25 protein-coding genes and 2 tRNA genes are annotated in these 26,307 nt (G+C 55.1%); 18 read left to right on the forward strand and 9 right to left on the reverse strand.

All coding sequences use genetic code 11. The features are described from left to right. Positions 1 to 224: 224 nt before the first annotated feature. Positions 225 to 301, forward strand: a tRNA-Arg gene (locus tag IGW04_RS00275). A 136-nt stretch (positions 302 to 437) separates the two neighbouring features. Here IGW04_RS00275 and IGW04_RS00280 read toward each other — a convergent pair. Then, on the reverse strand, positions 438 to 665 hold the full coding sequence (locus IGW04_RS00280) for a hypothetical protein (protein WP_194711018.1): 228 nt from the start codon (positions 663 to 665) through the stop codon (positions 438 to 440). Between the two features lie 97 nt (positions 666 to 762). Further along, the gene (locus tag IGW04_RS26000; RefSeq protein WP_267253669.1) at positions 763 to 891 is read right to left on the reverse strand and encodes a hypothetical protein; all 129 of its coding nucleotides are present in this window, start codon (positions 889 to 891) and stop codon (positions 763 to 765) included. A 704-nt stretch (positions 892 to 1,595) separates the two neighbouring features. Between IGW04_RS26000 and IGW04_RS00285 the strand changes: the two genes are divergently transcribed. Both IGW04_RS00285 and IGW04_RS00290 read left to right on the forward strand, forming a co-directional pair. Then, entirely contained in the window at positions 1,596 to 1,976 is a 381-nt protein-coding gene (locus tag IGW04_RS00285) for a hypothetical protein (protein ID WP_194711019.1), read from the forward strand. Between the two features lie 256 nt (positions 1,977 to 2,232). After that, positions 2,233 to 3,117 (forward strand): DMT family transporter, encoded by an 885-nt coding sequence (locus tag IGW04_RS00290; RefSeq protein ID WP_194711020.1) that lies wholly within the window; start codon positions 2,233 to 2,235, stop codon positions 3,115 to 3,117. A gap of 36 nt (positions 3,118 to 3,153) precedes the next feature. Here IGW04_RS00290 and IGW04_RS00295 read toward each other — a convergent pair whose 3' ends face one another. Beyond that, complete coding sequence (locus tag IGW04_RS00295) at positions 3,154 to 4,131, reverse strand: flagellar brake protein (protein ID WP_228526716.1); 978 nt, start codon at positions 4,129 to 4,131, stop codon at positions 3,154 to 3,156. A gap of 285 nt (positions 4,132 to 4,416) precedes the next feature. Between IGW04_RS00295 and IGW04_RS00300 the strand changes: the two genes are divergently transcribed. Then, positions 4,417 to 5,094 carry a response regulator gene (locus IGW04_RS00300; RefSeq protein WP_194711022.1) on the forward strand — a complete coding sequence of 226 codons (678 nt, stop codon included), beginning with the start codon at positions 4,417 to 4,419 and terminating at the stop codon, positions 5,092 to 5,094. Positions 5,095 to 5,741: 647 nt separating this feature from the next. Here IGW04_RS00300 and IGW04_RS00305 read toward each other — a convergent pair. Then, positions 5,742 to 5,945, reverse strand: a complete 204-nt coding sequence (locus IGW04_RS00305) for a cold-shock protein (protein ID WP_194711023.1) — start codon at positions 5,943 to 5,945, stop codon at positions 5,742 to 5,744. 1,217 nt (positions 5,946 to 7,162) lie between these two features. Here IGW04_RS00305 and IGW04_RS00310 point away from each other — a divergent pair. Continuing rightward, a complete protein-coding gene (locus IGW04_RS00310) occupies positions 7,163 to 7,918 on the forward strand; it encodes an SDR family oxidoreductase (protein ID WP_194711024.1) in 756 nt (251 codons plus the stop codon). Here the strand turns inward: IGW04_RS00310 and IGW04_RS00315 are convergent. Next, entirely contained in the window at positions 7,902 to 8,744 is an 843-nt protein-coding gene (locus IGW04_RS00315) for a winged helix-turn-helix domain-containing protein (protein WP_194711025.1), read from the reverse strand. The genes IGW04_RS00310 and IGW04_RS00315 overlap by 17 nt on opposite strands. A 530-nt stretch (positions 8,745 to 9,274) precedes the next feature. On the opposite strand from IGW04_RS00315, the gene IGW04_RS00320 reads away from it, so the two are divergent. The 6 genes from IGW04_RS00320 to IGW04_RS00345 all read left to right on the forward strand — a co-directional run bounded on the left by IGW04_RS00320 (position 9,275) and on the right by IGW04_RS00345 (position 16,414). Continuing rightward, complete coding sequence (locus IGW04_RS00320) at positions 9,275 to 9,994, forward strand: response regulator transcription factor (protein WP_194711026.1); 720 nt, start codon at positions 9,275 to 9,277, stop codon at positions 9,992 to 9,994. A 946-nt stretch (positions 9,995 to 10,940) separates the two neighbouring features. Further along, positions 10,941 to 11,771, forward strand: a complete 831-nt coding sequence (locus IGW04_RS00325) for a winged helix-turn-helix domain-containing protein (protein ID WP_194711027.1) — start codon at positions 10,941 to 10,943, stop codon at positions 11,769 to 11,771. Positions 11,772 to 11,937: 166 nt separating this feature from the next. Next, the gene (locus IGW04_RS00330) at positions 11,938 to 12,141 is read left to right on the forward strand and encodes a cold-shock protein (RefSeq protein ID WP_194711028.1); all 204 of its coding nucleotides are present in this window, start codon (positions 11,938 to 11,940) and stop codon (positions 12,139 to 12,141) included. Between the two features lie 392 nt (positions 12,142 to 12,533). Further along, positions 12,534 to 13,685, forward strand: a complete 1,152-nt coding sequence (locus IGW04_RS00335) for a TRAP transporter substrate-binding protein (protein WP_194711029.1) — start codon at positions 12,534 to 12,536, stop codon at positions 13,683 to 13,685. A 117-nt stretch (positions 13,686 to 13,802) separates the two neighbouring features. Next, complete coding sequence (locus tag IGW04_RS00340; RefSeq protein ID WP_194711370.1) at positions 13,803 to 14,429, forward strand: TRAP transporter small permease subunit; 627 nt, start codon at positions 13,803 to 13,805, stop codon at positions 14,427 to 14,429. Then, positions 14,426 to 16,414: a TRAP transporter large permease gene (locus IGW04_RS00345; protein ID WP_194711030.1), complete on the forward strand. Its 1,989-nt coding sequence runs from the start codon at positions 14,426 to 14,428 to the stop codon at positions 16,412 to 16,414. Before IGW04_RS00340 ends, IGW04_RS00345 begins: the two co-directional genes overlap by 4 nt. A gap of 85 nt (positions 16,415 to 16,499) precedes the next feature. On the opposite strand, the gene IGW04_RS00350 is transcribed toward IGW04_RS00345, so the two are convergent. Genes IGW04_RS00350 through IGW04_RS00365 form a run of 4 tightly spaced genes read right to left on the reverse strand, consistent with a single transcriptional unit; the run spans position 16,500 to position 19,370 of the window. Further along, positions 16,500 to 17,411: a LysR family transcriptional regulator gene (locus IGW04_RS00350; protein WP_194711031.1), complete on the reverse strand. Its 912-nt coding sequence runs from the start codon at positions 17,409 to 17,411 to the stop codon at positions 16,500 to 16,502. Between the two features lie 5 nt (positions 17,412 to 17,416). Further along, on the reverse strand, positions 17,417 to 18,232 hold the full coding sequence (locus IGW04_RS00355) for a UDP-2,3-diacylglucosamine diphosphatase (protein ID WP_194711032.1): 816 nt from the start codon (positions 18,230 to 18,232) through the stop codon (positions 17,417 to 17,419). 27 nt (positions 18,233 to 18,259) lie between these two features. After that, positions 18,260 to 18,748 (reverse strand): peptidylprolyl isomerase, encoded by a 489-nt coding sequence (locus IGW04_RS00360; protein WP_194711033.1) that lies wholly within the window; start codon positions 18,746 to 18,748, stop codon positions 18,260 to 18,262. 58 nt (positions 18,749 to 18,806) lie between these two features. After that, positions 18,807 to 19,370 (reverse strand): peptidylprolyl isomerase, encoded by a 564-nt coding sequence (locus tag IGW04_RS00365; RefSeq protein WP_194711034.1) that lies wholly within the window; start codon positions 19,368 to 19,370, stop codon positions 18,807 to 18,809. A gap of 246 nt (positions 19,371 to 19,616) precedes the next feature. Between IGW04_RS00365 and cysS the strand changes: the two genes are divergently transcribed. The 7 genes from cysS (at position 19,617) to IGW04_RS00400 (ending at position 26,289) form a co-directional block, all read left to right on the forward strand. Continuing rightward, positions 19,617 to 21,002, forward strand: a complete 1,386-nt coding sequence (gene cysS / locus IGW04_RS00370) for a cysteine--tRNA ligase (RefSeq protein ID WP_194711035.1) — start codon at positions 19,617 to 19,619, stop codon at positions 21,000 to 21,002. A 5-nt stretch (positions 21,003 to 21,007) separates the two neighbouring features. Continuing rightward, positions 21,008 to 21,658, forward strand: coding sequence for a DNA-3-methyladenine glycosylase family protein (locus IGW04_RS00375; RefSeq protein ID WP_194711036.1), 651 nt, complete (start codon positions 21,008 to 21,010; stop codon positions 21,656 to 21,658). A 42-nt stretch (positions 21,659 to 21,700) separates the two neighbouring features. Further along, a complete protein-coding gene (locus IGW04_RS00380; RefSeq protein WP_194711037.1) occupies positions 21,701 to 22,675 on the forward strand; it encodes an acetyl-CoA carboxylase carboxyltransferase subunit alpha in 975 nt (324 codons plus the stop codon). Further along, the gene (gene tilS / locus IGW04_RS00385; protein WP_194711038.1) at positions 22,641 to 24,047 is read left to right on the forward strand and encodes a tRNA lysidine(34) synthetase TilS; all 1,407 of its coding nucleotides are present in this window, start codon (positions 22,641 to 22,643) and stop codon (positions 24,045 to 24,047) included. The genes IGW04_RS00380 and tilS overlap by 35 nt, the downstream gene beginning before the upstream one ends. A 133-nt stretch (positions 24,048 to 24,180) precedes the next feature. Beyond that, positions 24,181 to 25,431 carry an aspartate kinase gene (locus IGW04_RS00390; protein ID WP_194711039.1) on the forward strand — a complete coding sequence of 417 codons (1,251 nt, stop codon included), beginning with the start codon at positions 24,181 to 24,183 and terminating at the stop codon, positions 25,429 to 25,431. An 87-nt stretch (positions 25,432 to 25,518) separates the two neighbouring features. Beyond that, positions 25,519 to 25,612: transfer RNA gene (locus tag IGW04_RS00395), tRNA-Ser, on the forward strand. Between the two features lie 272 nt (positions 25,613 to 25,884). Then, on the forward strand, positions 25,885 to 26,289 hold the full coding sequence (locus IGW04_RS00400; protein WP_194711040.1) for a hypothetical protein: 405 nt from the start codon (positions 25,885 to 25,887) through the stop codon (positions 26,287 to 26,289). The last annotated feature ends 18 nt before the right edge of the window (positions 26,290 to 26,307 follow it).

The raw sequence follows: 26,307 nt of genomic DNA on the forward strand, positions 1-26,307 counted from the left end.
CAGTGGCGGTCCGCAAAAATTGTTCATAGGAAATATTTTCCAAATGTACCATACGGATAGTTATTGCGAACGGTCGACAGGAAGAACATTCATGGTCGAACAACAACTCCTTATGCACATAACTACTGCTGAGCTCATTCTCTCTAAGCTCCGGCTTTCCGTTATTTATATCCAGATGCAGCGAACTTCCAAAATATGTAAACTGCTGATATACTTAGCGGCTCGCGGCTGTAGCTCAGCTGGATAGAGTACTTGGCTACGAACCAAGGGGTCGTGGGTTCGATTCCTGCCAGCCGCACCATATTAAAGAAGGGCCGGATCTTTGATCTGGCCCTTTTGGTTTTGAAAGCGGCACCACTTCGAATGTGATCACATCGACGATAGCCCGGATAGGGCAGTCCTATGGACTCTTCGGTCTCCCCGGGTAAATGCGATTCTCAACGTACCGCGGTTGCGAGGATCGCATTGGCTGGCGGCTTACCCGTATCCGGGGTCGTTTGTTTCTGAACATGGAAGGCGGGTGCGCCCGGGCGGGGCTGCGGATGCTCGCGACTGATCAGAATGATCGCCGCCAAGGTAAATATGACGATCAGGAAATCGATTTTTAACGCACGTATGCGTTTTGCCCGGCGAAAGGCAGTCAAGTCGTATTTATTTAAGCTCATATAACTTCCCGGATGGTGACACCATCTTATCTTGGCTCAGCCAGCGAAGGAAATTACAACAACTTTTTGACCCGGGTGTTTCGAGATAAAGCAAAACCTAAGCAAACACGAGGAAAGCAACGGTGACCCAGAACCCTCCCAGCCCTGCAATCAACAAAATAACAGGCGTGTTGATTTCCCGCCGTGCATGACCTTGGCCGAATTGCCAATAGTTGCTTGGTTTCATTGCGCCCTCCGGGATCCCGTTATATGAGTCCGTCATTTTTCTGATCTGGAAGTAAGACTTTGCAATGAATGGTTTGGTTCACTCCTTTACGCCTGATAAGCCGCAATGCTGCATGAGCCTGAATGGCTTACGATATAAGGTCCGCAACTGACGGAGAGATGCTATGCAGGCAGGCAAACGATTCTTCTACTTTCAAAAGCCAGACCCTGATTTCAGTCCTTCGATCCCGCCTGTGAAAACACCTGGGCCTCAGCCTGCGGTTCCTCCTGCCGATCTTCCTCCTGGCAAAGAGGCTGATGACGAGGAACTTCCTGTCCCGCCAATATTCCCCACCGCGTAAATCATTTCACTGGAGTAGGCGTGCACACGACCTGGCGCTTGCATGAAATGTTCACTTTGTCTGGCCATGGGGCGAGGCTCTCATGATAAAAACGGACATGCTGGCCTGGAAAGCCTCGGCAGGCCTGGGATGGCGTGGTTCAGCCGCAGAGCAGGACGACCTGAGTACTTCATGTGCCGTTTCTGCGGAGCAAAATGGGTTTTCGAGTCGGTCGCTGCAGGGTTTCCTGAGAATCGTTGGAAAGCAGCTTGATGGTCAGGCCGCCAATGTATAAATCAGACTTGAACCGACATAGCCGTTCATTCTTTCCTACATCTTTACAGGGTTCTGTCCTATATCAGCTTAATTACCCTGGCGATACCATATGGACATATTGCACATCGTTGCAAACCGTTCAATGGAGGTAGGTATGCCGCTGCAAATGGCTTTCGGGATTACCGCGCGTGATGTACGCGCTGTGTTGGTGAAGAACGCTGCTAAAGTGGTTTGCACCTCTGATACGACAACCGACGTGCTGGCTGCGAAGCTGTTTCATTCATTCTCGGAAGAAGAAATGGACGACATCGCTCTGGCTGCTATGGACGCATTCCTTGAAGATAAGCCCGAGGCCGACGGCGCACACCGCGCCATCCGGAGAATACTGATTAAGCGTGGCGTCCTGGACGTTTCCCGCCGCGTTTCGGAAAAGCATGCCGTCTCTGTGCCGGCGCGTCAAAGCGCAGTATTCGCTACTGCGCATAATTAATCTTTCCGGCTTAGTAGGCATTCAGTTCATTTCAGGTCGGCGTCTCGTTTTCGTCGCCGGCCTTCAAGGCCTTGGCGTTCCTAAAGCTCTCGAATCGAATCGAACAGAGGAAGCTCCTGCTCATTTCAGGCAGGTATTCAGAAGCAAGAATGCGGATTCACTGCAAAAATGTCCCGCTTACAGTTCCGGAGGCGACCTTAGCTCCGGGCAATAGTTGCTTTAGATAAATTCTTGCCGCTGCGTTATGATGGCGGGGATGAGCAATAACAACGCCTCTGCCGCAGTCATGATGATTGTGGCCTCTACCTTTCTGTTTTCCTCCATGGATGCTGCTACCAAGTATCTTGGCAGCTTCATGTCCGTTGTTATGGTGCTTTGGTGCCGGTACACAATCCAGGCTGGCATCATGGCGGTTGTTGTAGGAAAAATTCGCGGTGTTTCCGGTTTCCGCACAATGCATCCTCGTTTTCAGATTTTGCGTGGCGTGCTGCTAGCGTCAATCAGTGTTTTGGCTTTTTTCAGTATGCGCAAGATGCCATTGGCTGAGTTCACCGCCATCATCATGTTGTCGCCGGTATTGATCACGGCGTGTGCTGGCTGGCTGCTGAACGAGCGCATTGGAAAATTACGTTGGGCTCTGGTGACCAGCGGCTTCCTGGGGACGATCATCGTTATCCGGCCAGGAAGCGGTTTATTTGGATGGGTCGTTATTATCCCGCTTTTTGCAATGTTTATTTCCAGCGGCTACAGCTTGATCACAAGTAAACTTGCTGTCCTTGAAAACCCCTATACAACTCAGTTCTATAGCGGCATAACCGGCAGTTTGCTGCTCCTTCCTTTTCTCATGCTTGAGCGAAAGGAACTGCTCGACTTTTTCACCCAGGCAAACGCTGCTCATGGCGGGGTGCTGGTCTTGATCGGCGTTCTGGGAACCCTAGGGCATCTGCTGCTTATTATGGCATTCAGCCGCGCTGGCACCTCGAGCCTGATGCCTTTTACGTATGCACAGATCGGTTTTGCCGGGCTGATGAGCTGGCTATTTTTCGACCATGCTCCTGACTTTTGGGGTTGGGTAGGAATGCTCATGATCGCAATGAGCGGAGCCGCCACTGCCTGGTTGAATATGAGAAAAAAACAATAATTTCCATAGCAACGCAATGATTCAATTGCTGCTGGTTCAGTTCCGTTCCATCTCCGCTTGATGGAAATAGGCTGACAGCACTAGTCGGTCATGGGTCGAAAGGTCTGTAAATTCATACCCATGCTTGCAGCCGCTGCCGTTATCGCTTGGTACGATTGATCTGAGTATGATGCCGAGGTCAACGATTGCTGTTTCGCCAACCGCATTGATCTTGAATTTAATTCGACCCCGCTGACCGACTTCGCCAAAGGGATGCTTGATATTGGCCGAGGCGCCACCGAGACTCATATCAGAAATGATTGCCGCCACATTTTCCTCGGGCTCATTCATTGAAACCGCTGCAATGATGCTTACGGGTATACGCGCACGGTGTCTTATGGTTGCGCAACTGAGTTCTTTCGGGTAGGACAAGTGCAAATACGGATGGGGGGAGTGTACGGACTTGATGACATAAGCGCTAAATGCGTATGCTTTCTTTCCGGAAAAAGCGCGGACAATAAACATCTGGCTATCGCGGATTAGCACATATTTATCATCAACAATAGGCATTGTGACAAGGACCGTCCGGTTTTTAACATACCCAATAAATCGTGCGGTATAGCGGGCGGATAATCCCTGCTGATGAAGAAAAAAAGTTTCGCCGACTTGCCACCGGACTTCATCCATGAAAACTTTTCCGTCATTGCCTTGTTCTGGTGTGGAAGCCTGTTCGGCCGGTGCAGACGCACGTTCCGTTATGCCTGGTTTTCCTCGTTCAGTCTTACCATCGAATTCGATCTGCCGAAGATAGCCACTGTCTACCAGGGTTGCTATCTGTTCCACAGACTCGATCACAAAGCCTTGCGATAGCAGCAAGTCGCCATTGGCAGAATAGACAGAGCGAGGTAGCGCCTTGCCGACGCTCAGCAGATGTGCCGGTACCGGTATCAGTAAATTTGAAGCCATGCTTTCTTTGTGTATTGTCGATCCTTGCGGATTCCGAACGTGCGAAATCACTAGTACTGCGATGTTCAATGCGTTGAATCTTCTGGATATTTAAAATTCTACCCACGACGAAATCGTACACGAATTCCACTTGTCTCTAAGAAATTTTTTTGGTCAGACGCTATTAGACCGCCTTTGGGAAAACGTTCTTTTGGTAAGCTAACATTTGCCAACAAGAATTGTGTCAAATCGCAATGGTTACAATGTCACAGTGACCTCGAATCGAGACATGGTCGCCTTAATATAAGTTACACTTTTGCGCCGATAACTCGCTAGAGTGAATAAAAAACTGGAAATAGCGGTAATTAATTAACCATGCCGATCACCATTGCTGTCATCGAAGTACATCCAATATTTCTAGCGCATTTTACCGAGCTTATAAAATCGAATTCTGACTTTTTACTCGTTGGAACAGCCGTAGATGGCCGGCAAGGCCGGCGATTAGTTCATGAAGTCAATGCCGATATTTACTTGCTAGATTTGGCCTTGCCCGACATCAGCGGTCTCGATCTGCTTTCCGAGATTACTTCCTTACGGCCGAACGCAAATACAATGATTATTAGCATCCTCGACGACGAGCTGAATATTTTGTCTGCAATCGAAAGAGGCGCCGCCGGGTATATTCTCAAAACAATAGAGTCAGCCGCTTTCGTCTCAGCGCTGCATGACTTGCATGCAGGGGCATCGCCGCTCAGTCCCGTTGTGGCGAAGAAACTCCTCAACGTTATTCGGAGGCGCGAAGCGGAGAACCGAAGCGACACAGTTTCTTTGAAACGTCTTACTGCTTCTAGCATAGAGTTGCTGACGGAGCGCGAAAGCCAGGTTTTGCGAGAACTTGCGCTTGGACTTGCATTCCGGGAAATTGCAGTGAATCTATCTATCTCCTGCCATACAGTTGCTCAACATGTTCGCAATATCTACGGAAAGTTAGGGGTCAGTTCGAGGGGGAGAGCAGTGTATGAAGCGACAAAGTTGGGGATACTGGAAGAATGATCTTGTCCTGTTGCTCGTTTTCCAGCGATGCCATCCGACTTACCGCTGGGCGCAGAGCCGAATTAGATAACTGCTTATTGAAAAGAAAAGTCAATGCAAGTCAGACGATATCGGCTCTAGAACAGGGACGGAGCATAAGCCATCAGACAGTTCGGAAGTGGTTGGAAACGGCAACCGTAGGAAAATCAGTCAGGACCGGAAACGCAGTGGTCGCAGCAGAGGAGTGAGATTCAACAACGTATGTGCGGAGGTTTCAATCCTGCAGCAAGAGAACAGCACCATGAGAACAGCCGCTTACAAAGGCATGGATGCGCTTCAAAGTAGGTCTGAGTTGTACGATAGGCTGTAAATCTTGAAATTTAATGAAACGTGTCATGTATAGGGTTTAGCATGCGTGGGTGATGGTTTCTTTCAGGTGACCCATGCGGATTTCAAGAGCGCCTATCGCGACCCATCAAAAATTCGGGAGCAGCGCGCACCCTGCGCTAGTGTCTGCAAAACGCGTGGGCACTAAATAAAAAAGAGAAGAGTCGGTAAGGGGATCAAAAACAGCATGAATTGCCGCGGTAGAAAAAATAGGAAGGTAAGCGGGAAGCATGGGCGGCGCATCTGGAAACAGTCCGAAATGCGCCGTTGATTGCCCCTGTTTACACAGCCTGGATATTTGCTGCCTGTTTTCCCTTCGTTCCTTGGATTGGGTCGAAGTCTACTCTCTGTCCCTCTTTTAACGTCTTGAAGCCAGGCATTTGTATTGCGGAATAGTGGGCGAATAAATCTTCTCCGCCACCATCGGGAGTAATAAAGCCGAAGCCCTTGGAGTCGTTAAACCACTTCACGGTGCCAGTTGCCATATCGAAATCCTAGTTCAATAGAAAAATGAGCCCGCATCGATAGTAACGTCTGCTACCAAGCAGGAACTTTGGTACCGATCATTACAAAATATTGATACCAATAGTTTTCAATTGTTGCCTTGGACATTCGTTCCGGTCAAGAATTTTTTATATCATCTGCTAAGTTTGATCGGGTCAAGCGCATAGCTGATTCCGTGATATCACGGACAACGAAATATAGGTGCTTTTTAACCGGTTAGCGCCCATGAGAGCTCATCTTCTCGATCTGATGATGCTGGGTAGCTATATCTAAAAGGAAAGAGCAGGATCTGCCGGGCTGGAAGAGAAACGATGAATGTTGTTTTATGGTAATGAAAAAATGGCAACATTTTTGCCTAGACCAATGAAATTGAACAAATGTAATTCATTGTAGCGTGCAGTCATGAATATAGTAGGACATATCCTGGCAAATTGTCCCTACACAGTTTTAAGACGCAAGCTATGGAAATCCAAGACTTCGGGGGCGCCACTGATGAGTTATGGTTGAATTATGCCTAGTGCAGACAACAGCGTAGGGGAAATCGCCAAACCTGCTTCCATGACAACAGATGCACCGGGTCAGCCTAGCAGGTAGCGCTCGACGCAATGCCCAATAAGAGGAATAAAGGAGGGTAAAGCGTTTCGCTTCTTAGATGGTACGATGAGTGAGAGGAGACTCAGCCAACAACTCGAGAGGTTGTGCCGTAGGCGCTACGCTTCTCTTAACAACCTGGGCGGCAAGGGGCGGCAAGGGGTTAAATATCAGTGTAAACTCCTCGACATTTCCAAACGCCATACAACACCTCCAAGGCGTTGATTCGCGACAATATTGAGAGTTATCTGAGTTATCTGAGTTATCTGAGTTATCTGAGTTATCTGAGTTATCTAGTAATCGAGAAAACTTTGAACAGAAAGATAGTTCAAGTCAAAAATTCGTTAATTTGCCGCAGAACCTAGATGCTACATCCCTGGTCGCGCCTCCGTCAGGCCATGGTTTCCGGACGCCTAGGTCAAGGTATGCAGTCAAAGCTAAGTTCTTTGCAACAGCGATCTAACTTATTCGACCAGAGACAGTGGACGCATCTCTGTACTGCAATTAGGTTCGAATCTTGAATAAACGTTATTATTCCCTCTGCCGGGTTCGCGATCAGTTTGCTGCTGGCTTTTTACTTGATTAAATATGTAACGAGGTGTTCACAATGAATAAAGTTGAAAAAGTGGCGCTGGTTACCGGCGCAGGATCCGGTATAGGCCGTGCTATTTCCCTACGGCTGCTTCAAGATGGACTTATTGTAATCTTGGTGGGACGGCGTCGCGCGGCATTGGAAGAGACTGCAGCACTTGGTAGTTCAGCTGAAAGAACATTTATCCTGCCAGCAGATATATCAAAGGTAGAAGAAGTTGATGGTTTATTTGAAAAGGTAAAGCAGGAATATGGAAGGTTAGATCTTCTTTTCAACAATGCGGGAATTTTCACGCCGGCCACATCGATTGAAGATGTATCTTTGGAAAGCTGGCAAGCAGCAGTTGATGTGAACCTGACTGGAGCTTTTCTTTGCACTCGGGCAGCGTTTCGGTTGATGAAGAATCAATTTCCTCGCGGAGGAAGAATTATTAATAACGGGTCAATATCGGCCCATGTTCCAAGACCGCACTCAGTTACCTACACGGCCACCAAACATGCCATCACAGGCTTAACGAAAGCCACATCTCTTGATGGACGTAAGTACGACATCGCCTGTGGCCAAATCGATATCGGGAATGCCTCTACGGATATGACTGATAAAATGGAACGTGGCATTTTGCAAGCTAATGGTTCCACTGCGATAGAACCAACTTTCGAGACCTGCCACGTCGCTGATGCAGTCTCGTATATGGCTAGTTTGCCTCTGCATGCCAACGTTCAGTTCATGACCGTAATGGCTACGAACATGCCGTTCATTGGTCGCGGATAGTCAGATATTGATGCTGTTCTAGATAACAGCTTGTTCTGTGTGGATTTTCTTCCCCTACTGCATTATTTGCCAGCGGCGGTCGGTTTTTGGGACGCAGTACATAGCCTTGTTTGTAGACGCTTGCGAGAGTGTATTGTGATTTTGTCAGCATTTCTAACTTAAGCCGTAACTGGAAAATGGTTACTCTGATGTTGCTTCCCTCAGTCGACTTGCCGCTGGATTTAAACAATGCGACCAAATCTTTAATTAAAATGACTGTCCCCATTTGATTAAGAAATAGTTCCGCCAAGGCACATTCGGACGGTGTCAAATGGATTGCCTTGGACTGAAACGATAGTAGCCGAACGTCCGGAATCAAAGTTAACGACCCAAAATGCAGCTTTGTTTTAAGAATGTTTTTTCTTCGGAGTGCTGCGATAGTGCGGCGACCCAGATCTGACATGGTCAACGGCGTGCATACCCAGTCCGCTACAAAGTCTGGAAAATCTGGCGCTTCGGCCAATGCTGCAGTTGATCTGAATATCAGAACAATAGGAGACATGACGATCGGCAAGAAGGGCGGATTCTTGATGAAAGTGAGTTCCTTCTTTTCGAGCAACTGAATTTTCTGCACGTATGCTGGTTCCTGCGCGTCGATTAATAGTGCCGATGGCCTATCAGGAAAGCTTAGCAAGTGTTCTGGACGCAAGGCGCCTAGATCAACCACATCCCACTCGAAGTGGTCGTGCTGCACACCTATCCTTGGAGACACGGCTTGCAACTCTTCCTTACTCGCGTCGAGCATGTTGAAGAGTTCTTTCCCTATGACCTTCAAAGTAATCCTCATCGTTCGACTCCGTTGGCGGTAAGCGTTGTAAGGAACGTGCTCGGGCTAAATCGATCCAGCGAGTGCCATTGATGCCAAAATTTTACTTTTTGTTAATATTGGCATCATGTTCTCTCAGGTAATTGACCAGTTTGTACCAGACCTGACATTTCTGTTACTTCCCTCCATCTTTCAGTTGCACATCACTGTTTGTAACCGGTAGTATATGAGTTGTGTTAGTGATAACATTGTGTGCCGTAAATTTTGTTGTCTGTAGACATCATACTTCCAACGTCTATACCTACGATTGATGGGTTGTTTCCTATTTGCAATATTGCATCCAGCTTTTTCTGTGTGAGTTCCCCGTTGCGGATTTTGTTGTACGTAGCGCAGATCATTCTTGCGAGGGCCTTCTTGATGAGTAAATTTTTTCGAAACTGATATTTGGCCATAGGTAGGGGTTAGCAATCATGTGTCCAATGTTTTTTGGTTTGCGCGATCAGCCATTAAGATGCCATCGCTTTTTAAGTTAGGTAAATGAAATAACCTGATTGAAAATATTGGAGGCGGAGATGATCCGAGTGGTTGTCGTTGAGTACAAGGCTGTCCAGAATTGCAACCTTGAAAAAAAACTTAGAGAGCATGGATTCGATACCACTGTCTTCAATGATCTTATGCAACTTATCATGCACTTGTTTAATGCGCATGTTGATGTCGTAATTTTTGATCTGGAATCCTCTAAACCTGGTGATGTGTTATCTGTCAAGAAAATCAGGTCTCTTCGAAGACTTCAGTCACTTGGAATAATAATCCTTGCGGCCCAATTTGAAGTCGCTCATCGCCGTGAGTTAATTTTTAGTGGAGCGGACGCTTTTTTGGCAAAGCCTGTAGAAATCGAAGAGCTTATAGCTTATATAAAAAATATATATCGTCGCACCAACTCGCGCGAGGAAGACGCCACTGCAGTTCAATGGCAATTTCATCGTAACGAATGGCGTTTGATTGCTCCATCTGGCGCCGCTTTGATGCTAAGCCATTTGGAAGTCAATTTAATGGAAATGTTGGTGAAGTCTATCGGAAAGCCGGTAAAGAGGAGGGATATTATTGCTTTGGGTTTCGGACTGGACCCTTTATCTTATGATAATCGTCGTCTTGATTCGATTGTAAGTAGACTTCGTCGCAAGCTTCACGAGGCCTATCCTTTGTCTCAGCCAATCAAAGTGGTTCACTCAGTTGGTTACATATTTACTGAGCCAATAAGAAGCGAGTGAAGGATGCGCGCATAATTTGTTTATGATGGATTGCGGAAAAATCAAGTTAAATAAAAAAATTGGCAGCAGCATGAGTTGGTTGGGCGTCGGCATTTTCATCAATGTGAGCTTATGGGAAAATAAGCGTGAATATAATTTTCCAATGCGCGAATGCTTACTGTTGCGATTTTATTTGCGTATAGAGGGTCGAAGATTGTAGCGATGTTTCGATCCCGGGCTCCCTTGAGAGTCATGAAGTTGTAGGAGAATGGGCTGATAGGTAATATTTAAGATAACTATGCCAGGTTGGTCGGCCAACGATGCAGGGCAGAAGGCTGATGCAGCCTGGCTACAGCAGCGATTGGTGAGGACGTTTAGCAATATCTTTTCTCGGCGCGCCCGAATGCTTCTCTTCGGTGTTTTGGCATTAACGATTTTCCACTATAAAATCCACGTTACGGTTGAGCAGTACGCATTTTTGACCGTTCTCCAGTTCTAAGCCCGGGCGTTTAAAAATAGAAAAATAAGGACTGCCGTCATTTTTAATAGGGCTGCGATCGGTGTGGCTTTTGCTGGCGATTGCTGGCCTAATTTTTTTATTTTTGTTATATTCTATTTAATAAATAATAAAGTGCGGATTCATTCTCTTCTCGTGCGTGTTGACTCGTTCTGCGTTTTGGGGAATTTTTAATTTCAAACTCGATCGCGTCATATATGTAATCCTATATTTGCGCGATTAGCGATCAAAATAGCGAGGCGCAGGTTAGGCCAGAAATCGGGCGGCCATATCTGCTGGCGAATTTTTGCATCTTTGTGCGATCTTCGTTGGACAGTTGTCGCTCAAGAGTTTATTTATTTTGGCAAAAAAAATTCAGGAACTTCAGGTTGAAATTTTGAAACATACGATCCCGCTTGCTCGCTCTTCGTCCGAGCGTTCCAAGCTGTATGTTTAATAAAATTAAATTCCTTGGAGAAACTGGAAATGCGGTTGGAACTAAAAGTGATTGGAGAACGGCTGTTTGATGCGATTATGTTAAATTACGTCACGCTCGCCAATACGCTTTTGCAACTATGCTGTGAAACAGACCCTATTAACATTATCGTCACATACTTTGAGGAAAAGCCACAAGTCAAGGATTTTTTAATAGAAGCGGGAGCGGCCTCGATCATTTTGGTGGAGGCCACTGATGTTTTGTCGATTGAATCCCTGCAGTCCATAGACCGGAAAGAGCTTGCGTTTCTGGGGCAGGCGGGAAATGCTACTCGCCTGTTGCCGCTAATCGCAGTATTCGATTCACCGCAATTGTTGTGCGAAGTACGTGAACTGCCTGATATTATTTCAGACTGGACTTTTTTCCCCCTCGAGTCTATCGAGTTGGGAAGAAGAATATTTTCTGCGCTAAAGCGGAAAAATATTGTAAAAACTAAAGTGTTATACGGTGCACTCTCGTTGATTAGTGAGTCTCGTGCTTTATTGTTTTTTGGAAATGGCGTGCATTTGAGTCGGTCTGAATTTGCGTTGATGGAACTTTTTTTGAGCCAAATGGGTACAGTAATTCCCTTAGCCGATTTGGCCATGTTGTTTAGATCAACAGGAAAATCCACGGAGGGAAGCAACATTCGGGTTACGATATTTCAACTTAGGCTAAAACTGGAAATGTTGACAAAAGGGCAGTACACAGTAACCAGTGTTTACAAACAGGGTTATTGCCTCAAGCAAAAATCTCGCTCGACGATAAAGGAAATCTCCGATGGCCTGGATGCCAGGCAACGGGTCGTCAGCAGGATGGTAGGCTGAACGCGCATGGACGGCTTTTTTTTCCACCTCGCAGCGCGTAATCACGTATAATTCGCCGCATCGTTGAGATTCGAGCTAGTAGTGGTGCAGTATCAGTCTGTCATTCCTTACTTGGTTGAAACGATGTATCGGGTAAAACCCAACTTAAACTGAAATAGGAATTTGTATGGCAAATGGTACTGTAAAGTGGTTCAATGATTCGAAGGGCTTTGGTTTCATCACCCCGGACGAAGGTGGCGAAGATCTGTTCGCACACTTCTCCGCGATCCAGTCGAGCGGCTTCAAGTCGCTGCAGGAAAACCAGCGCGTTTCGTTCGAAGTGACCACCGGTCCTAAGGGCAAGCAAGCATCGAACATCCGTCCTGAGTAAGCGACGTAAGATGTACCGAAAAAACCCCGGCATGCCGGGGTTTTTTTATTGCCGTTTGCTCTTTGCTATTTTTGCTCATTAATTTCTACAATCAGACGGCCTCGTTTCTGTGCCTGACTCAGATGTCATGTAGTTGTAAATAAGCATGTTTTTGGCCTTTCTCCTGTCTTTTGACCTGCATCTTTCTGTTGAGTAATCTGTAGGAAAGGTTTATAAAACACCCTGCGTCCTAACAAGTGCAAGCAACACGAAGAATGTTGTTGCCGCTTGGGCGCATGCGTGCAGTTCGCTTCCTCCATGCCATGCCATGCTCACCTGGCATAGGCGGATAGGGAAGCGACGGCAAGCATATCAAGCGTACTTAACACTTTAATGATACGGAGACAGGCATCATGAAGAAGTTGAATAAACCTGTTGCAACGAAGACGGCGCCACGTCGCAAGTTTCTGGGCAAGGCGATTGCCGGGACCGCCACTGCAGCCAGCTTTCCAATGATTGCGTCGGCCCAGGGAGCGACGCAGATGCGCTTCCAGAGTACCTGGCCAAGCAAGGATATTTTCCACGAGTACGCCCTGGATTTCGCCAAGAAGGTCAATGACATGACTGGCGGCGAGCTGAAGATCGAAGTGTTGCCGGCCGGCGCCGTGGTGCCTGCCTTCGGTCTGCTCGATGCCGTATCCAAAGGCACGTTGGACGGTGGCCACGGCGTGATGGGCTACAACTACGGCAAGCAAAGCGCGATTGCATTGTGGACCTCGGGCCCGGTCTTTGGCATGGATGCCAACATGGTTCTTGCCTGGCACAAGTACGGCGGCGGGAAAGAGTTGCTTGACAAGCTTTACACGTCGATCGGCGCCAACATCGTATCCTTCCTGACGGGACCGATGCCAACGCAGCCGCTGGGCTGGTTCAAGAAGCCCATCACCAAGCCGGAAGACTTCAAGGGTCTCAAGTTCCGTACCAATGGCCTGGCGATTGATCTGTTTACTGCGATGGGTGCCGCGGTGAATGCGCTCCCTGGCGGCGAAATCGTGCCGGCGATGGACCGCGGACTGCTTGACGGCGCCGAGTTCAACAATGCCACCTCCGATCGCGTGCTGGGCTTCCCGGACGTGTCCAAAGTATGCATGCTGCAGAGCTTTCATCAAAGCTCCGAGCAATTCGAAATCACGTTCAACAAGACCAAGTTCAACGGCTTGCCTGACAAGATGAAGGCCATCATCGCCAACGCGGTGGAAGCTTCGTCTGCAGACATGTCCTGGAAGGCGATCGACCGTTATTCCAAGGACTATATCGAATTGCAGACCAAGAACGGCGTGAAGTTCTACAAGACGCCCGATGCGCTGCTACAGGCGCAACTGGCAATCTGGGACGACGTCGTCGCGAAGAAGGGCGCCGATAATCCGCTCTTCAAGGAAGTGGAGGCATCTCAGCGTGCATTTGCCGAGCGCGCGATGAAGTGGGACATGGATACGAACAATAACCGTCGCATGGCCTACAACCATTATTTCGCCAAGAAAGCCGCCGCGCCGAAGAAGACCTGATTCGATCTCGACATGAGCGAAGACACCATTCGGCCCGGCCGGGTGGTGTTTTTTTTGCCGGTATCGAAACCGGTGCTGTTGTATCAGAAATTTTCTGCAGAATCCGGAGGTGGCAGCATGCAACGTTTCCTGTTTGTGGTTGACGGCATAAGCAGTTGGGTCGGGCAGGTCTTTTCCTGGCTGGTGCTCGCGCTGACGCTGCTTATTTCGTGGGAAGTATTTTCCCGCTATGTGCTCAACAGTCCAAACCCGTGGTCATTTGATCTGATGATCATGATGTACGGGACCATCATCATGATGGCCGGGGCGTACACCCTGGCCAAGAACGGCCATGTCCGCGGCGATGTCCTTTATGGATTCTTTCCGCCGCGGCTGCAGGCGGGACTCGACCTGCTCCTGTATTTCCTGTTTTTCATCCCCGGCATCATCGCACTGGTCTGGGCCGGCTACAGCTATGCGGCGGAGTCCTGGGCCATTGCCGAGCACTCGACCCTGACAGCCAATGGTCCGCCACTTTATTTCTTCAAGACGACGATCCCGATCGCAGGCGTGCTGCTGCTGCTTCAGGGTGTCGTCGAGATCATTCGTTGCGTGATCTGTCTGCGCGATGGCGAATGGCCGGCCCGCAAGAAGGACGTCGAGGAAGTCGATGTGGAGAAGCTCAAGGATATGGTGCAGGTCAGCGATGCGGATATTGCCGGCCTGGACAAGTATGTAGATGCCAAGGCAGGGAGCAAAACATGAGAAAAGAAGTCTGGTTTGGCGTCTCCATCCTGGTTGCCATCGTCCTGAGCTTGTTCGTATTGATGCCGCCGCCGTCGGAGATGACAAATGGCCATTTAGGCCTGTTGATGCTGGCGCTGATTGTCGTGGCGATCATGCTCGGCTTTCCCACGGCGTTTACGCTGATGGGAATGGGCGTGATCTTCACCTGGTTTGCCTATCGCAGCCAGAATCCCGACCTGGCGGTTCAGCAGACGCTGGACCTGATGGTGCAGCGCGCCTATTCCGTCATGGCCAACGACGTGCTCATTTCGATACCTCTGTTCATCTTCATGGGCTATCTCGTCGAGCGCGCCAATCTGATCGAGAAGCTGTTCCGCAGCCTGCATCTGGCGATGGCCCGGGTCCCCGGCTCGCTGGCGGTGGCCACCATCGTCACCTGCGCCGTGTTTGCCACGGCAACCGGTATCGTTGGCGCGGTAGTGACGCTGATGGGGTTGCTGGCCTTGCCGGCCATGCTCAAGGCGGGCTATGGGACTCAGCTGTCGGCCGGCGCAATCACGGCGGGCGGCGCGCTAGGCATCATCATCCCGCCGTCGGTGCTGCTGATCGTCTATGGCGCAACGGCAGGCGTGTCCGTGGTCAAGCTTTATGCGGGCGCATTCTTCCCGGGCCTGTTGCTGGCGGCGCTGTACGTGGTGTATGTGATTGTGGTGGCCAAGCTCAAGCCGCATCTGGCGCCGCCGCTGTCGGCGGAAGATCGCAAGGTGGCCTTGCCGCCCTATGCGGTGTCGATACAGAGTGCCGGCAGCAGCCGCGCGGTGCCAGGCCTGCTGGCGGCGATCAAGGGGAAGCGCAATGCCGGCGTCCCTTCAAAGACGCTGATCTCGCAACTGCTGATCGCCTTGCTGCCGGCGTTTGCCTTCGTCGCCATGATGGCGGCGGTGTACCCGCTCGTCACTGCGCCAGAAGAAGCAAAGACGGAACTGGTCGAGATGGGAACGGAGAGCACTGCATTGTCGGACGGCAATACCGACGGTGGCCTGGCGGAGCCTGGCACGGATGGCGGTCTTGCCGAGCCCGTGGCCGAGGGTAGCTTGGCAGAGCCGTCGGCATCCGGCGGGCTGGCCGAGCCATCGTCGCCGGGTACTGCAGCAATACCGGCGCCGGCCCAGGCGCCGCAAGGGGCTACCGCCGCTACGGCGACACCTGCCGCACCCGCCGTGCCTTCGCCTGACCAGCCTACCGCTAAACCGGCGCCGCAGGGCTACTGGATTGCGCTGGCGATCGGACTGGCGGCGCTAGTCGTGTTCTATGCGATCTTCACCTTCGCCAGGCTGGAAGTGTTCAAGATGCTGCTCGGCTCGCTGTTTCCGCTGATGTTTCTGATTCTGGCGGTGCTGGGCAGTATCGTGTTCGGGCTTGCCACGCCAACCGAAGCAGCGGCGATGGGCGCATTGGGTGCGCTGTTCCTCGCGGCAGCCTACCGGCGGCTCAACTTCGGCATGGTGCGCGAGTCGGTTTACCTGACGGCCAAGACCAGTGCGATGGTGTGCTGGCTTTTCGTTGGCTCCAGCATTTTTTCTGCCGCATTTGCGCTGCTGGGGGGCCAGGAAATCATCAATGCCTGGGTACTGTCGATGGACCTGACGCCGCTGCAGTTCATGATCCTGGCGCAGGTCGTGATCTTCCTGCTGGGCTGGCCGCTGGAATGGACCGAGATCATCGTGATCTTCATGCCGATCTTCGTGCCGCTGCTGGGACATTACAACATCGATCCCCTGTTCTTCGGATTGCTGGTGGCGATGAACCTGCAGACTGCCTTCCTGTCGCCGCCGGTGGCGATGTCGGCTTTCTACCTGAAGGGCGTGTCGCCGCCACATGTGACCCTGAACCAGATTTTCCTGGGAATGCTGCCGTTCATGGGGATCCAGATCATTGCCCTGATCCTGTTGTACATGTTCCCTGCGATCGGCATGTGGCTGCCGGAGATGCTGTACAAGTGAGCCCGTGTTGCCTTGCGTGACTGGGCCGAATGCCGGCCGGAGCGATCCGGCCGGCATTTTTTATTGAGCCGGGGTCAGCTGCGCTCTAGGCAACGCCGCGGCGCCAGTAGTCCGGCCGGGCATAGGCGCGCCGGAGAAATTCGACGAAGGCGCGGATGCGCAACGGCAAATGCTGGCGTTGGGCGAAGACGGCGTAAATCGCGTTGCCAGGCGCGGCGAACTCGTCCAGCACCGTCACCAGCTGGCCGGCCTCGATGGCTGCGCCAACTTCCCACATCGAACGCCACGCCAGGCCCTTGCCGGCCAGAGCCCAGTCATGCAGCACCGCGCCGTCGTTGCAGCCCATGTTGCCCGATACCTTGAGGGTGACGTTGCGGCCGTTGTGGCGGAATACCCAGCCGCGCTGGCTGCCTTCGCTGCTGATCGGCAGGCAGTTGTGGGAGGCGAGATCGTCGAGCGATTCGGGGCGGCCGTAGCGCTGGAGGTAGGCGGGGGAGGCCACCACCACCCGCTGGTTGTCTGCCAGCTTGACGCCGATCAGGCCGGAGTCGGTCAGCGAGGCAATCCGCACAGCGACGTCCACGCCTTCGCCGATCAGGTCGACCATGCGGTCGTTCAGGTTCAGGGTCAGGCTGACGTCCCGATGCTCGGCCAGGAAAGAGGGCATCAGCGGCGCGACATGCAGGCGGCCAAAGCCTGCCGGCGCCGAGATGGACAGATGGCCGGTGGCATTTGCACTGCGCTCGGCGACCGAGGCTTCGGCGTTTTCCAGGTCGGCGAGGATGCGCTGGCAGCTTTCCAGAAAGGCCGTGCCTTCATGGGTAAGGGCGATTTTCCGTGTGGTGCGCTGCAGCAGCTTGACGCCAAGCCTGGATTCCAGCGCATCGAGGCGCCGGCTGATCATGGCTGGCGCCACGCCTTCGGCGCGCGCGGCGGCTGACAGGCTGCCCTTGCCAACCACATCGACGAACGTGGAGATCTGCTTGAACTGGTCCATGCGGTTCAGCCGGGCGTGGCGGCCGAGGCCTGCAGTGTCGCCGTGCCGTCCAGTCCGAAGCGGTGTATCGCGCCATTGGCGTCGATGCCAAGCCAGCCACCGCGGGGCGGCTGGCTGTCGCCGTCCCAGTCCGGCAGCACCAAACGTACATTGCCGCCATGCTGGTGCTTGCCGGGACGATGGGTGTGGCCGTGTATCAGCAGTGCGGCGCCGCTTTGGGCAAAGAGTGTGTCGATCGCGACCGGATTGACGTCCATGATGTCCATCGACTTGCCCAACTGCGCTTCGCGGCTGCCATTGCGCAGACCTTCGATGACGGCCTTGCGCTTTTCCAGCGACTGCGACAGGAATGCCTGCTGCCATTGCGGGCTTCGCACCTGGGTCCGGAACACCTGGTAGTCGATGTCATCGGTGCATTGGGCGTCGCCATGGGTAAGGATGACCTGCCGGCCGGCGATGCTTGCCACATGGGGATCGGGCAGCAGGGTGAGGCCGGCTGCCCTGGCGAATCCGTCGCCAACCAGGAAATCCCGATTGCCGGCAATCCAGAACAGCGCCACGCCGGAGGCGCTGAGCGCGGCCAGCGCATCGACGATGCCGCGTACGAAGGGCGTGTCGATGTCGTCGTCGCCAGCCCAGTATTCAAACAGATCGCCAAGGAGATAGAGTTGCCTTGCCCGGGAGGCGTGCTGCGCCAGAAAGGCCGCGAACAGCGACGCGGTGGATGGCGAGGAGGGCTGCAGGTGCAGGTCGGAAACAAACAGCGCGACCATGTCCGGCCGCGCTGCGGTCGCCGGCGCGAGAGGGGCCGGCGTAGTCATGTCACGTTTTCGCAATGGTGGAAAGGATCAGACGATTTCCGCTTTTTCGATCACGACGTTCTGTGCCGGCACGTCGGAGAACATGCCGCTGCGGGTAGTCTGCACGGCGCGGATCTTGTCGACCACGTCCTGGCCTTCAACCACCTTGCCGAAGACGCAGTAGCCCCAGCCGTCCTGGCCCGGATAATCCAGGAAGGAATTGTTCTTCACGTTGATGAAGAACTGCGCCGATGCCGAATGCGGGTCGGACGTGCGCGCCATCGCCACGGTATAGGCTTCATTCTTCAGTCCGTTCTTTGCTTCGTTTTCCACCGGCGCATTGGTCGGTTTCTGCTTCATGCCCGGCTCGAAACCGCCGCCCTGGATCATGAAGTTGTCGATCACGCGGTGGAAGATGGTGCCATCGTAATGGCCGGCCTTGACGTAGTTGAGGAAGTTCTCGACGGTCTTGGGCGCCTTGTCGGCGTCGAGCTCCAGCTTGATGACGCCGTGGTTGGTGGTGAGTTGGACAGCCATGATGATTCCTTGATGGTTGGATGAATGGGAAGCTTGAAAATGGGAAGCCCGTTGCCGCTTACTTGACGACGCTGGCTGACTCGATGATGACAGGCTTGGCGGGCACGTCGCCCGGACCGGTTTGCACTTCCTTGATCCGGTCGACGACGTCCGTGCCCTTGATCACCTTGCCGAATACGGCGTAGCCCGCGCCGTCCTGGCCGGGATAGTTCAGGAAGGCGTTGTTCTTCACGTTGATGAAGAATTGCGCGGTTGCCGAGTTCGGCACCGACGTGCGGGCCATCGCCAGCGTGTACGGTTCGTTCTTGAGGCCGTTAGCGGCTTCGTTCTCGATCGGGGGATTGGTGGCCTTTTGCTTGCCGGACGCATCGAAGCCGCCGCCCTGAATCATGAAGTTATTGATGATCCGGTGGAACACCGTGCCGTTGTAGTGGCCGCTCTTTACGTATTGCAGGAAATTGGCGCTGCTCTTCGGCGCCTTGTCCTGGTTCAACTCAACGGTGATGTCGCCCATGCTGGTCTTGAGCAGGACCTGCGGCGCGTCGGCCGCGGCGGCCAGGCCGGTCAATGTCAGGGCGGCCGCGGTGGCCAGGGTCGTCAGGGTACGGCGCATGCCTTGCATCTGTGCTTCCTTATTGCTCATCGAAGGGGTGGAAAGACGTTTCGGTGCTGCGGTGCGGCGCGTCCGGGGAGGGTGCTTCGCGCCGGAACGGTGATTCATCGGTGCTATACTGCCGCGCGAAACCGCATTTTAACAAAATAAGCGCCAGGCACAGGTTCCGTGGCACCGCCGCGCCGCCTCGCCCTCCAGCATGTCGGCACTGCGGGTGCCAACTAGTCCTGATACCGGCCCACACAGTATCCATTCATGACCGCACTGAAGATCTACAACACCCTCGCGCGCGAGAAACAGGCATTCACCCCGATCGAACCCGGCAAGGTCCGCATGTATGTCTGCGGCATGACGGTCTACGATTACTGTCACCTGGGCCATGCCCGCGTGATGGTGGTGTTCGACCTGGTGCAGCGCTGGCTGCGCGCGCGGGGGCTTGACGTGACCTATGTGCGCAACATCACCGACATCGACGACAAGATCATCCGGCGCGCGGTGGAAAACAATGAAACCATCGGCGAACTGACCGGCCGCTTCATCGCCGCGATGAACGAGGACGCCGCCGCGCTGGGCGTGCAACGGCCGGATCACGAGCCGCGCGCCACCGACCACGTGCAGCAGATGCTGGGGTTGATAGGCCGCCTGGAACGCAACGGCCTGGCCTACAAGGCCGACGATGGCGACGTGAATTATTCGGTGCGCGACTTCGCCGGCTATGGCGCGCTGTCCGGCAAGTCGCTGGACGACCTGCGTGCCGGCGAGCGGGTCGATGTCAACAGCGGCAAGCGCGATCCGCTCGACTTCGTCTTGTGGAAAGCGGCCAAGGAATCCGAGCCGGAAGCGGTGAAATGGGATTCGCCGTGGGGACGCGGCCGTCCGGGCTGGCATATCGAGTGCTCGGCCATGGCATGCGAGCTTCTGGGCGAGCATTTCGACATTCACGGCGGCGGCCAGGACCTGCAGTTCCCGCATCACGAGAATGAGATCGCGCAGTCCGAAGGCGCTACCGGGCAGACCTTCGTGAACTACTGGATGCATAACGGCTTCGTCCGTGTCGACAACGAGAAGATGTCCAAGTCGCTGGGCAATTTCTTCACCATCCGCGAAGTGCTGAAGGATTTCGATGCCGAGGTCGTGCGTTTCTTCATCCTGCGCGCCCACTACCGCAGCCAGCTCAATTATTCGGACGCCCATCTGGCCGATGCGCGCGGCGCGCTGACCCGGCTCTATACCGCGCTGAAACAGGTGGCGCCGGACCAGCAGCCGCTGGACTGGTCTGAAGACCATGCAGCGCGCTTCGCCGAGGCGATGAATGACGACTTCAATACGCCGATAGCGATGGCCGTGCTGTTCGAACTGGCCAATGAAGTCAACAAGACCCGCTCGCCGGCACTGGCGCGGCAGTTGAAGGCGCTGGGCGAAGTGGTAGGCCTGCTTGGCCGCACGCCGCAGGACTTCCTCCACGGTGGCGCGCAGGACGATGCCGACGCGGACGCCATCGAGGCCCGCATCGCGGCCCGCGCGGCGGCCAAGAAGGCGAAGGATTTCGCCGAGGCCGACCGCATCCGCGCCGAACTGCTGTCAGATGGCATCGTGCTCGAGGACAAGGCTGGTGGCGTGACCGAATGGCGCCGGGCGTAATCGGCATGGCCAAGAGCTTACAGGGCGACACCCAGATGTTCGTTCCCGCCTACTGGGAAGACGCCAAGCAGGAACTGATGAAGCGCGACCGCATCATGCGCCGCATCATCCCGATGTTTGGCGACCTGCACCTGGTGGGTCGCGGCGACCCGTTCACCACGCTGGCGCGCTCCATCGTCGGCCAGCAGATTTCCGTGAAGGCGGCGGAAACCGTCTGGCAGCGGCTGCTGGCGGCGTGCCAGAAATGCACGCCTGTCCATGTGATCAAGGCCGGCCCCGAGCAGCTGGCCGCTTGCGGCCTGTCGCGCCGCAAGGCCGAATACATCCTCGACCTGGCCGATCATTTCAAGGCCAAGCGGGTGCATGTGGCGAAGTGGGAAGAGATGGACGACGAGGAAGTCATCGCCGAACTGCTGCAGATCCGCGGCATCGGCCGCTGGACCGCCGAGATGTTCTTGATCTTTAATCTGCTGCGCCCTAATATTCTGCCCCTTGACGATGTCGGCTTGCTGCGCGGCATCAGCATGAATTATTTCTCCGGCGAGCCGGTCTCGCGCAGCGATGCGCGCGAAGTCTCCGCCAACTGGGAGCCGTGGCGCACGGTCGCCACCTGGTACATGTGGCGTAGCCTCGAGCCAGTCCCGGTAGAATACTGACTTTTCCCGAATTTCCCGCCTGTCGAATCCCAAGGAGCCACGGTGAGCAAGGTAACTTTCCTCAATTTCGAGCAACCTATCGCAGAACTCGATTCCAAGATCGAAGAACTGCGTTTCGTGCAGGATGATTCCGCGGTCGACATCTCCGAAGAGATCGAGCGGCTCTCGCGCAAGAGCCAGCAGCTGACCAAGGATATCTACGCCAAGCTCACGCCCTGGCAGGTGTCGCAGATAGCACGCCATCCGCAGCGTCCGTACACCATGGACTACGTCAACGAGATCTTCACCGACTTCCATGAACTGCATGGCGACCGCAGCTATGCCGACGACCTGTCCATCGTGGGCGGCCTGGCCCGCTTCAATGGCCAGGCCTGCATGGTGATCGGCCACCAGAAGGGCCGTGACACCAAGGAGCGCGCGATGCGCAACTTCGGCATGCCCAAGCCGGAAGGCTATCGCAAGGCAATGCGGCTGATGAAGCTGGCAGAGAAATTCAACCTGCCAATTTTCACCTTCGTCGACACGCCCGGCGCCTTTCCCGGCATCGATGCCGAAGAGCGCGGCCAGTCCGAAGCGATCGGCCACAATCTGTACGTGATGGCCGAACTGAAAGTGCCGCTGATTGCCACCATCATCGGCGAGGGCGGCTCCGGCGGCGCGCTGGCGATTGCGGTCGGCGACGCCGTGCTGATGCTGCAATACGCGACCTATTCAGTGATTTCGCCCGAAGGCTGCGCCTCCATCCTCTGGAAAACCGCGGAGCGCGCGTCCGATGCGGCCGAGGCGCTGGGCCTGACCGCGCATCGCCTGAAGGCAATCAACCTGATCGACAAGATCGTCACCGAGCCGCTCGGCGGCGCCCATCGCGACCCGAAACAGATGGCCTCGATGTTGAAGCGCGCGCTGGCGGACAGCCTGCGCCAGTTCCAGGGCATGCCGGTGCGCGACCTGCTGGCCGCGCGGCATGAAAAGCTGATGAGCTATGGCAAATTCAAGGAAATCTCGCAGCCTGAATAGGGAAGGCGGCGTCGCCGCTGCGTATGAACGCGCGCTGGGAGCGATCCTGGCGCGCGTTGCCGTTTCCGGGCCTGCGCTGCGCATCGGCATCGCCTTCAGCGGCGGCCTGGATTCGTCAGTGCTGCTGCACCTGGCAAGCCGGCATGCAGAGGCGCACAACCTTGCGCTGACGGCGTTTCATATCCATCACGGCCTGAGCCCGAATGCCGACGCCTGGATGGCGCATTGCGCAGGCGAGGCCGCGGCTTGCGGCGTGCCCATGCTGTCGCGAAACATAAGCCTGCAGGATACCGAGGGGCGGGGGGTGGAAGAAGCGGCGCGGATTGCCCGCTACCATGCGCTAGGCGAATTGTGCCGCGAAACAGGTTGCGTCCTGCTGCTGACCGCGCATCACCAGGACGATCAGGCCGAAACCGTGCTGCTGCAACTGCTGCGCGGCGCCGGGCTGCCGGGCTTGTCGGGCATGGCGCCATTTCAGCCCAGCCATGACTTGCTGGGCGACGGCGTGGCGCTCGGCCGGCCGCTGCTGGGACTGCGCCGCGCTGAACTGGAAGCGTTTGCCAGCCAGGCAGGGCTGAGCCATGTCACCGATGAATCCAACGCCGACGCGCGCTACCGCCGCAATGCGCTGCGCCAGGATGTTGCGCCGGTGCTGGAGCGGCATTTTCCCGACTTTGCTCCGCTGGTGGCGCGCAGCGCCGGCCACGTGCAGAGCGCCCAGGCGCTGCTGCAGGAACTGGCCGAAATCGACCTCGCCGCCTGCCGGGCCGCCGACTGGAGCGCGCCGCTGTATGTGCCGGCGCTGCAGACGCTTTCCGCCCAGCGCGCTGACAATCTGCTGCGTCACTGGCTTTACCGCAACCGGGTGCAGTTGCCAAGCGCATCGCGCCTGGAGGAAATCCGCAGCCAGATGCTGGGTGCGGCAGGCGACATGCATCCCTTCTTCGACTTCGGGCCGATGACGCTGCGCCGCATCGGCAGCAGGCTTGAGCTGCATCCCCGGCTTGGCACGCCGCCGGAGGCGCCGGTAGCCCTGCGCTGGGAGGGCGAAGCCGAATTGCCGGTGCCCGCCTGGCGCGGCAGGCTGGTGCTGGAGCCGACTGAGGGGCTGGGCATCAGCCAGGAAGAGCTGCGGCGCCATCCGCTGATGCTGCATCCGCGCGCCGGGCAGGAAAGGCTGAAGGTGGCGGCGAACCGGCCGTCGCGCAGCCTGAAGGCGCTGTACCAGGAGGCGGACATCGCGCCATGGCGCCGGCTCTGGTCGCCGCTGCTCTACCTGAACGGCGAACTGGTGTTCGTCGCCGGCCTGGGCATGGACGTGCGGCATGCCGCGATGGGCAATGCCGTGCTGCTGCGCTGGGAATCCGATTGATCTGATGCAGGCGAGGCTGCTGGCGGCAGCGCGCCGGCTGGAGCCGCTTGCCGGGCCGGGCTTGCAACTTCTTGTCAGCCTGTGTTACGGCCTGTAAAATCGTGCGTTTGTTTTTCCACTCATCACACTTCCCATGGCTTTAATCGTACATAAATACGGCGGCACTTCGATGGGCTCGACCGAGCGCATCAAGAATGTCGCCCGGCGCGTCGCCAAGTGGCATGACGCCGGACATCAGATCGTTGTGGTGCCGTCGGCCATGTCGGGAGAAACCAACCGCCTGCTCGGCCTGGCCAGGGAAGTGATGGCCCAGCCCGATCCGCGCGAACTGGACATGCTGGCCTCCACTGGCGAGCAGGTCTCGGTGGCGCTGCTGGCGATGGCGCTGCAATCCATCGGCAAGGACGCGGTGTCCTATGCCGGCTGGCAGGTGCCGGTCAGGACCGATTCCGCCTTCACCAAGGCGCGCATCCAGTCGATCGACGACGCCCGCGTAAAGCGCGACCTCGACGCCGGCCGCATCGTGATCATCACCGGCTTCCAGGGCGTGGACGACAACGGCAACATCACCACCCTCGGCCGCGGCGGTTCCGACACCTCGGCGGTGGCGGTGGCGGCGGCGCTGAAGGCGGCCGAATGCCTGATCTACACCGACGTCGACGGCGTCTACACCACCGACCCGCGCGTGGTCAGCGACGCCCGCCGCCTGCGCACCGTGACCTTCGAAGAGATGCTGGAAATGGCGTCGCTCGGTTCCAAGGTGCTGCAGATCCGCTCGGTGGAATTCGCCGGCAACTACCGCATGCCGACCAGGGTGCTGTCGTCATTGACCGACCCGATGATCCCGCTGGAAGAGGAAGCGCGTTCCGGCACCCTGATTTCGTTTGAGGAAGATACACACATGGAACAAGCCACCATTACCGGCATCGCATTCAACCGCGACGAAGCCAAGATCACCGTCATGCAGGTGCCCGATCGTCCCGGCATCGCTTACCAGATCCTCGGCCCGATCGCCGAAGCCAACATCGATGTCGACATGATCGTGCAGAACCAGGGCGTGGACGGCAAGACCGACTTCACCTTCACCGTACCGCGCGGCGAGTACGACCGCGCGATGGACGTGCTCAACACCAGCGTGAAGGCGCACATCGGATCGGGAAACATCGTCGGCGACACCAAGGTATCGAAAGTGTCCGTGGTCGGCGTGGGCATGCGCAGCCACGTTGGCGTGGCCTCGCAGATGTTCCGCACGCTGTCTGAAGAGGGCATCAACATGCAGCTGATTTCCACTTCCGAAATCAAGATTTCGGTGCTGATCGACGAGAAATACATGGAGCTGGCGGTGCGCGTGCTGCACAAGGCGTTCGAGCTGGAAAAAGCCTGAATTAGCGCCGGTTGCCATTGACCAAGTCCCCTTCAGAAGTTATGATTCGGGACTTCGTTGGACGGACATGCAATACCGTCAACGTGTGGAGACGTGGCCGAGTGGTCGAAGGCACTTCCCTGCTAAGGAAGCATACGGGCTTAAACCTGTATCGAGGGTTCGAATCCCTCCGTCTCCGCCAAAGCAATTACTGAAAACAGCCACTTTCGAGTGGCTGTTTTCTTTTCAGGATGCGCTTCAGCATCACTCCGCGATGCCTCGACCGCACCGCACCGGCAGCGCGGCGAGGGTAGCTGTCGTGGACAGGGCGTTCACAGGTCAATGAGGCCTTAACCTTCCACCAGGCAGCCATTGTCGCCAGACTGCAGCACAGGGCCGCTTTACAGCTTTCCTGTCTTGACCCCTAGACATTCCGGCATCGTTCAATTCTTCTTCACATAGGCGACCCATTCCATGGCCGAGCTGGCAAGGCTGACCTTCCCCGATCTGGTTTCCCTGGCGACTGCATCGTCCAATGTCAGCGCCATATGCGCCTGTTCTGGCCCGGCCTTGCGCAGCTGGCAAAGCGTTCCGCTGGCGCTGGCCGACGCGGATTTCAGGGACGTAGGCACGCTGCTGGAAGACCCCTATGTCGAGCCAACCTTCGTGGAATATCATCCGGCCGGGACACGCTATGGCTCGCCGGATGCGCCCATTGCGCCGCGCTATTTTCCCTGCAACCGCGCCAACGTGTCGGCATGCCTGCGCTGCGGCCGCATGTTCCTCCGCTATGTGGAGGCTGGCGGTTATTTCGTCGACCGCAGGATACGCGCGCTGTCGCCGGACCTGCTGATCGATGCGCCGCTTCCCGAGGCGTAGATCACCGTCGCGGCCTCA

This window comes from Noviherbaspirillum soli (genome assembly GCF_015352955.1).
In the GTDB taxonomy this organism is placed as follows: Bacteria; Pseudomonadota; Gammaproteobacteria; order Burkholderiales; family Burkholderiaceae_D; genus Noviherbaspirillum_A; species Noviherbaspirillum_A soli.

Bases quoted from the DNA above. Each gene is read 5' to 3' on its own strand.
- IGW04_RS00300 (WP_194711022.1), top strand. From the start codon at position 4,417: ATGCCGATCACCATTGCTGTCATCGAAGTACATCCAATATTTCTAGCG.
- IGW04_RS00355 (WP_194711032.1), bottom strand. From the start codon at position 18,232: ATGACTACGCCGGCCCCTCTCGCGCCGGCGACCGCAGCGCGGCCGGAC.
- IGW04_RS26000 (WP_267253669.1), bottom strand. From the start codon at position 891: ATGAAACCAAGCAACTATTGGCAATTCGGCCAAGGTCATGCACGGCGG.
- IGW04_RS00390 (WP_194711039.1), top strand. From the start codon at position 24,181: ATGGCTTTAATCGTACATAAATACGGCGGCACTTCGATGGGCTCGACC.
- IGW04_RS00350 (WP_194711031.1), bottom strand. From the start codon at position 17,411: ATGGACCAGTTCAAGCAGATCTCCACGTTCGTCGATGTGGTTGGCAAG.
- IGW04_RS00335 (WP_194711029.1), top strand. From the start codon at position 12,534: ATGAAGAAGTTGAATAAACCTGTTGCAACGAAGACGGCGCCACGTCGC.
- IGW04_RS00285 (WP_194711019.1), top strand. From the start codon at position 1,596: ATGGACATATTGCACATCGTTGCAAACCGTTCAATGGAGGTAGGTATG.
- IGW04_RS00365 (WP_194711034.1), bottom strand. From the start codon at position 19,370: ATGCAAGGCATGCGCCGTACCCTGACGACCCTGGCCACCGCGGCCGCC.
- IGW04_RS00375 (WP_194711036.1), top strand. From the start codon at position 21,008: ATGGCCAAGAGCTTACAGGGCGACACCCAGATGTTCGTTCCCGCCTAC.
- IGW04_RS00340 (WP_194711370.1), top strand. From the start codon at position 13,803: ATGCAACGTTTCCTGTTTGTGGTTGACGGCATAAGCAGTTGGGTCGGG.
- IGW04_RS00310 (WP_194711024.1), top strand. From the start codon at position 7,163: ATGAATAAAGTTGAAAAAGTGGCGCTGGTTACCGGCGCAGGATCCGGT.
- IGW04_RS00315 (WP_194711025.1), bottom strand. From the start codon at position 8,744: ATGAGGATTACTTTGAAGGTCATAGGGAAAGAACTCTTCAACATGCTC.
- IGW04_RS00360 (WP_194711033.1), bottom strand. From the start codon at position 18,748: ATGGCTGTCCAACTCACCACCAACCACGGCGTCATCAAGCTGGAGCTC.
- IGW04_RS00280 (WP_194711018.1), bottom strand. From the start codon at position 665: ATGAGCTTAAATAAATACGACTTGACTGCCTTTCGCCGGGCAAAACGC.
- IGW04_RS00400 (WP_194711040.1), top strand. From the start codon at position 25,885: ATGGCCGAGCTGGCAAGGCTGACCTTCCCCGATCTGGTTTCCCTGGCG.
- IGW04_RS00290 (WP_194711020.1), top strand. From the start codon at position 2,233: ATGAGCAATAACAACGCCTCTGCCGCAGTCATGATGATTGTGGCCTCT.
- IGW04_RS00305 (WP_194711023.1), bottom strand. From the start codon at position 5,945: ATGGCAACTGGCACCGTGAAGTGGTTTAACGACTCCAAGGGCTTCGGC.
- tilS (WP_194711038.1), top strand. From the start codon at position 22,641: ATGGCAAATTCAAGGAAATCTCGCAGCCTGAATAGGGAAGGCGGCGTC.
- cysS (WP_194711035.1), top strand. From the start codon at position 19,617: ATGACCGCACTGAAGATCTACAACACCCTCGCGCGCGAGAAACAGGCA.
- IGW04_RS00330 (WP_194711028.1), top strand. From the start codon at position 11,938: ATGGCAAATGGTACTGTAAAGTGGTTCAATGATTCGAAGGGCTTTGGT.
- IGW04_RS00345 (WP_194711030.1), top strand. From the start codon at position 14,426: ATGAGAAAAGAAGTCTGGTTTGGCGTCTCCATCCTGGTTGCCATCGTC.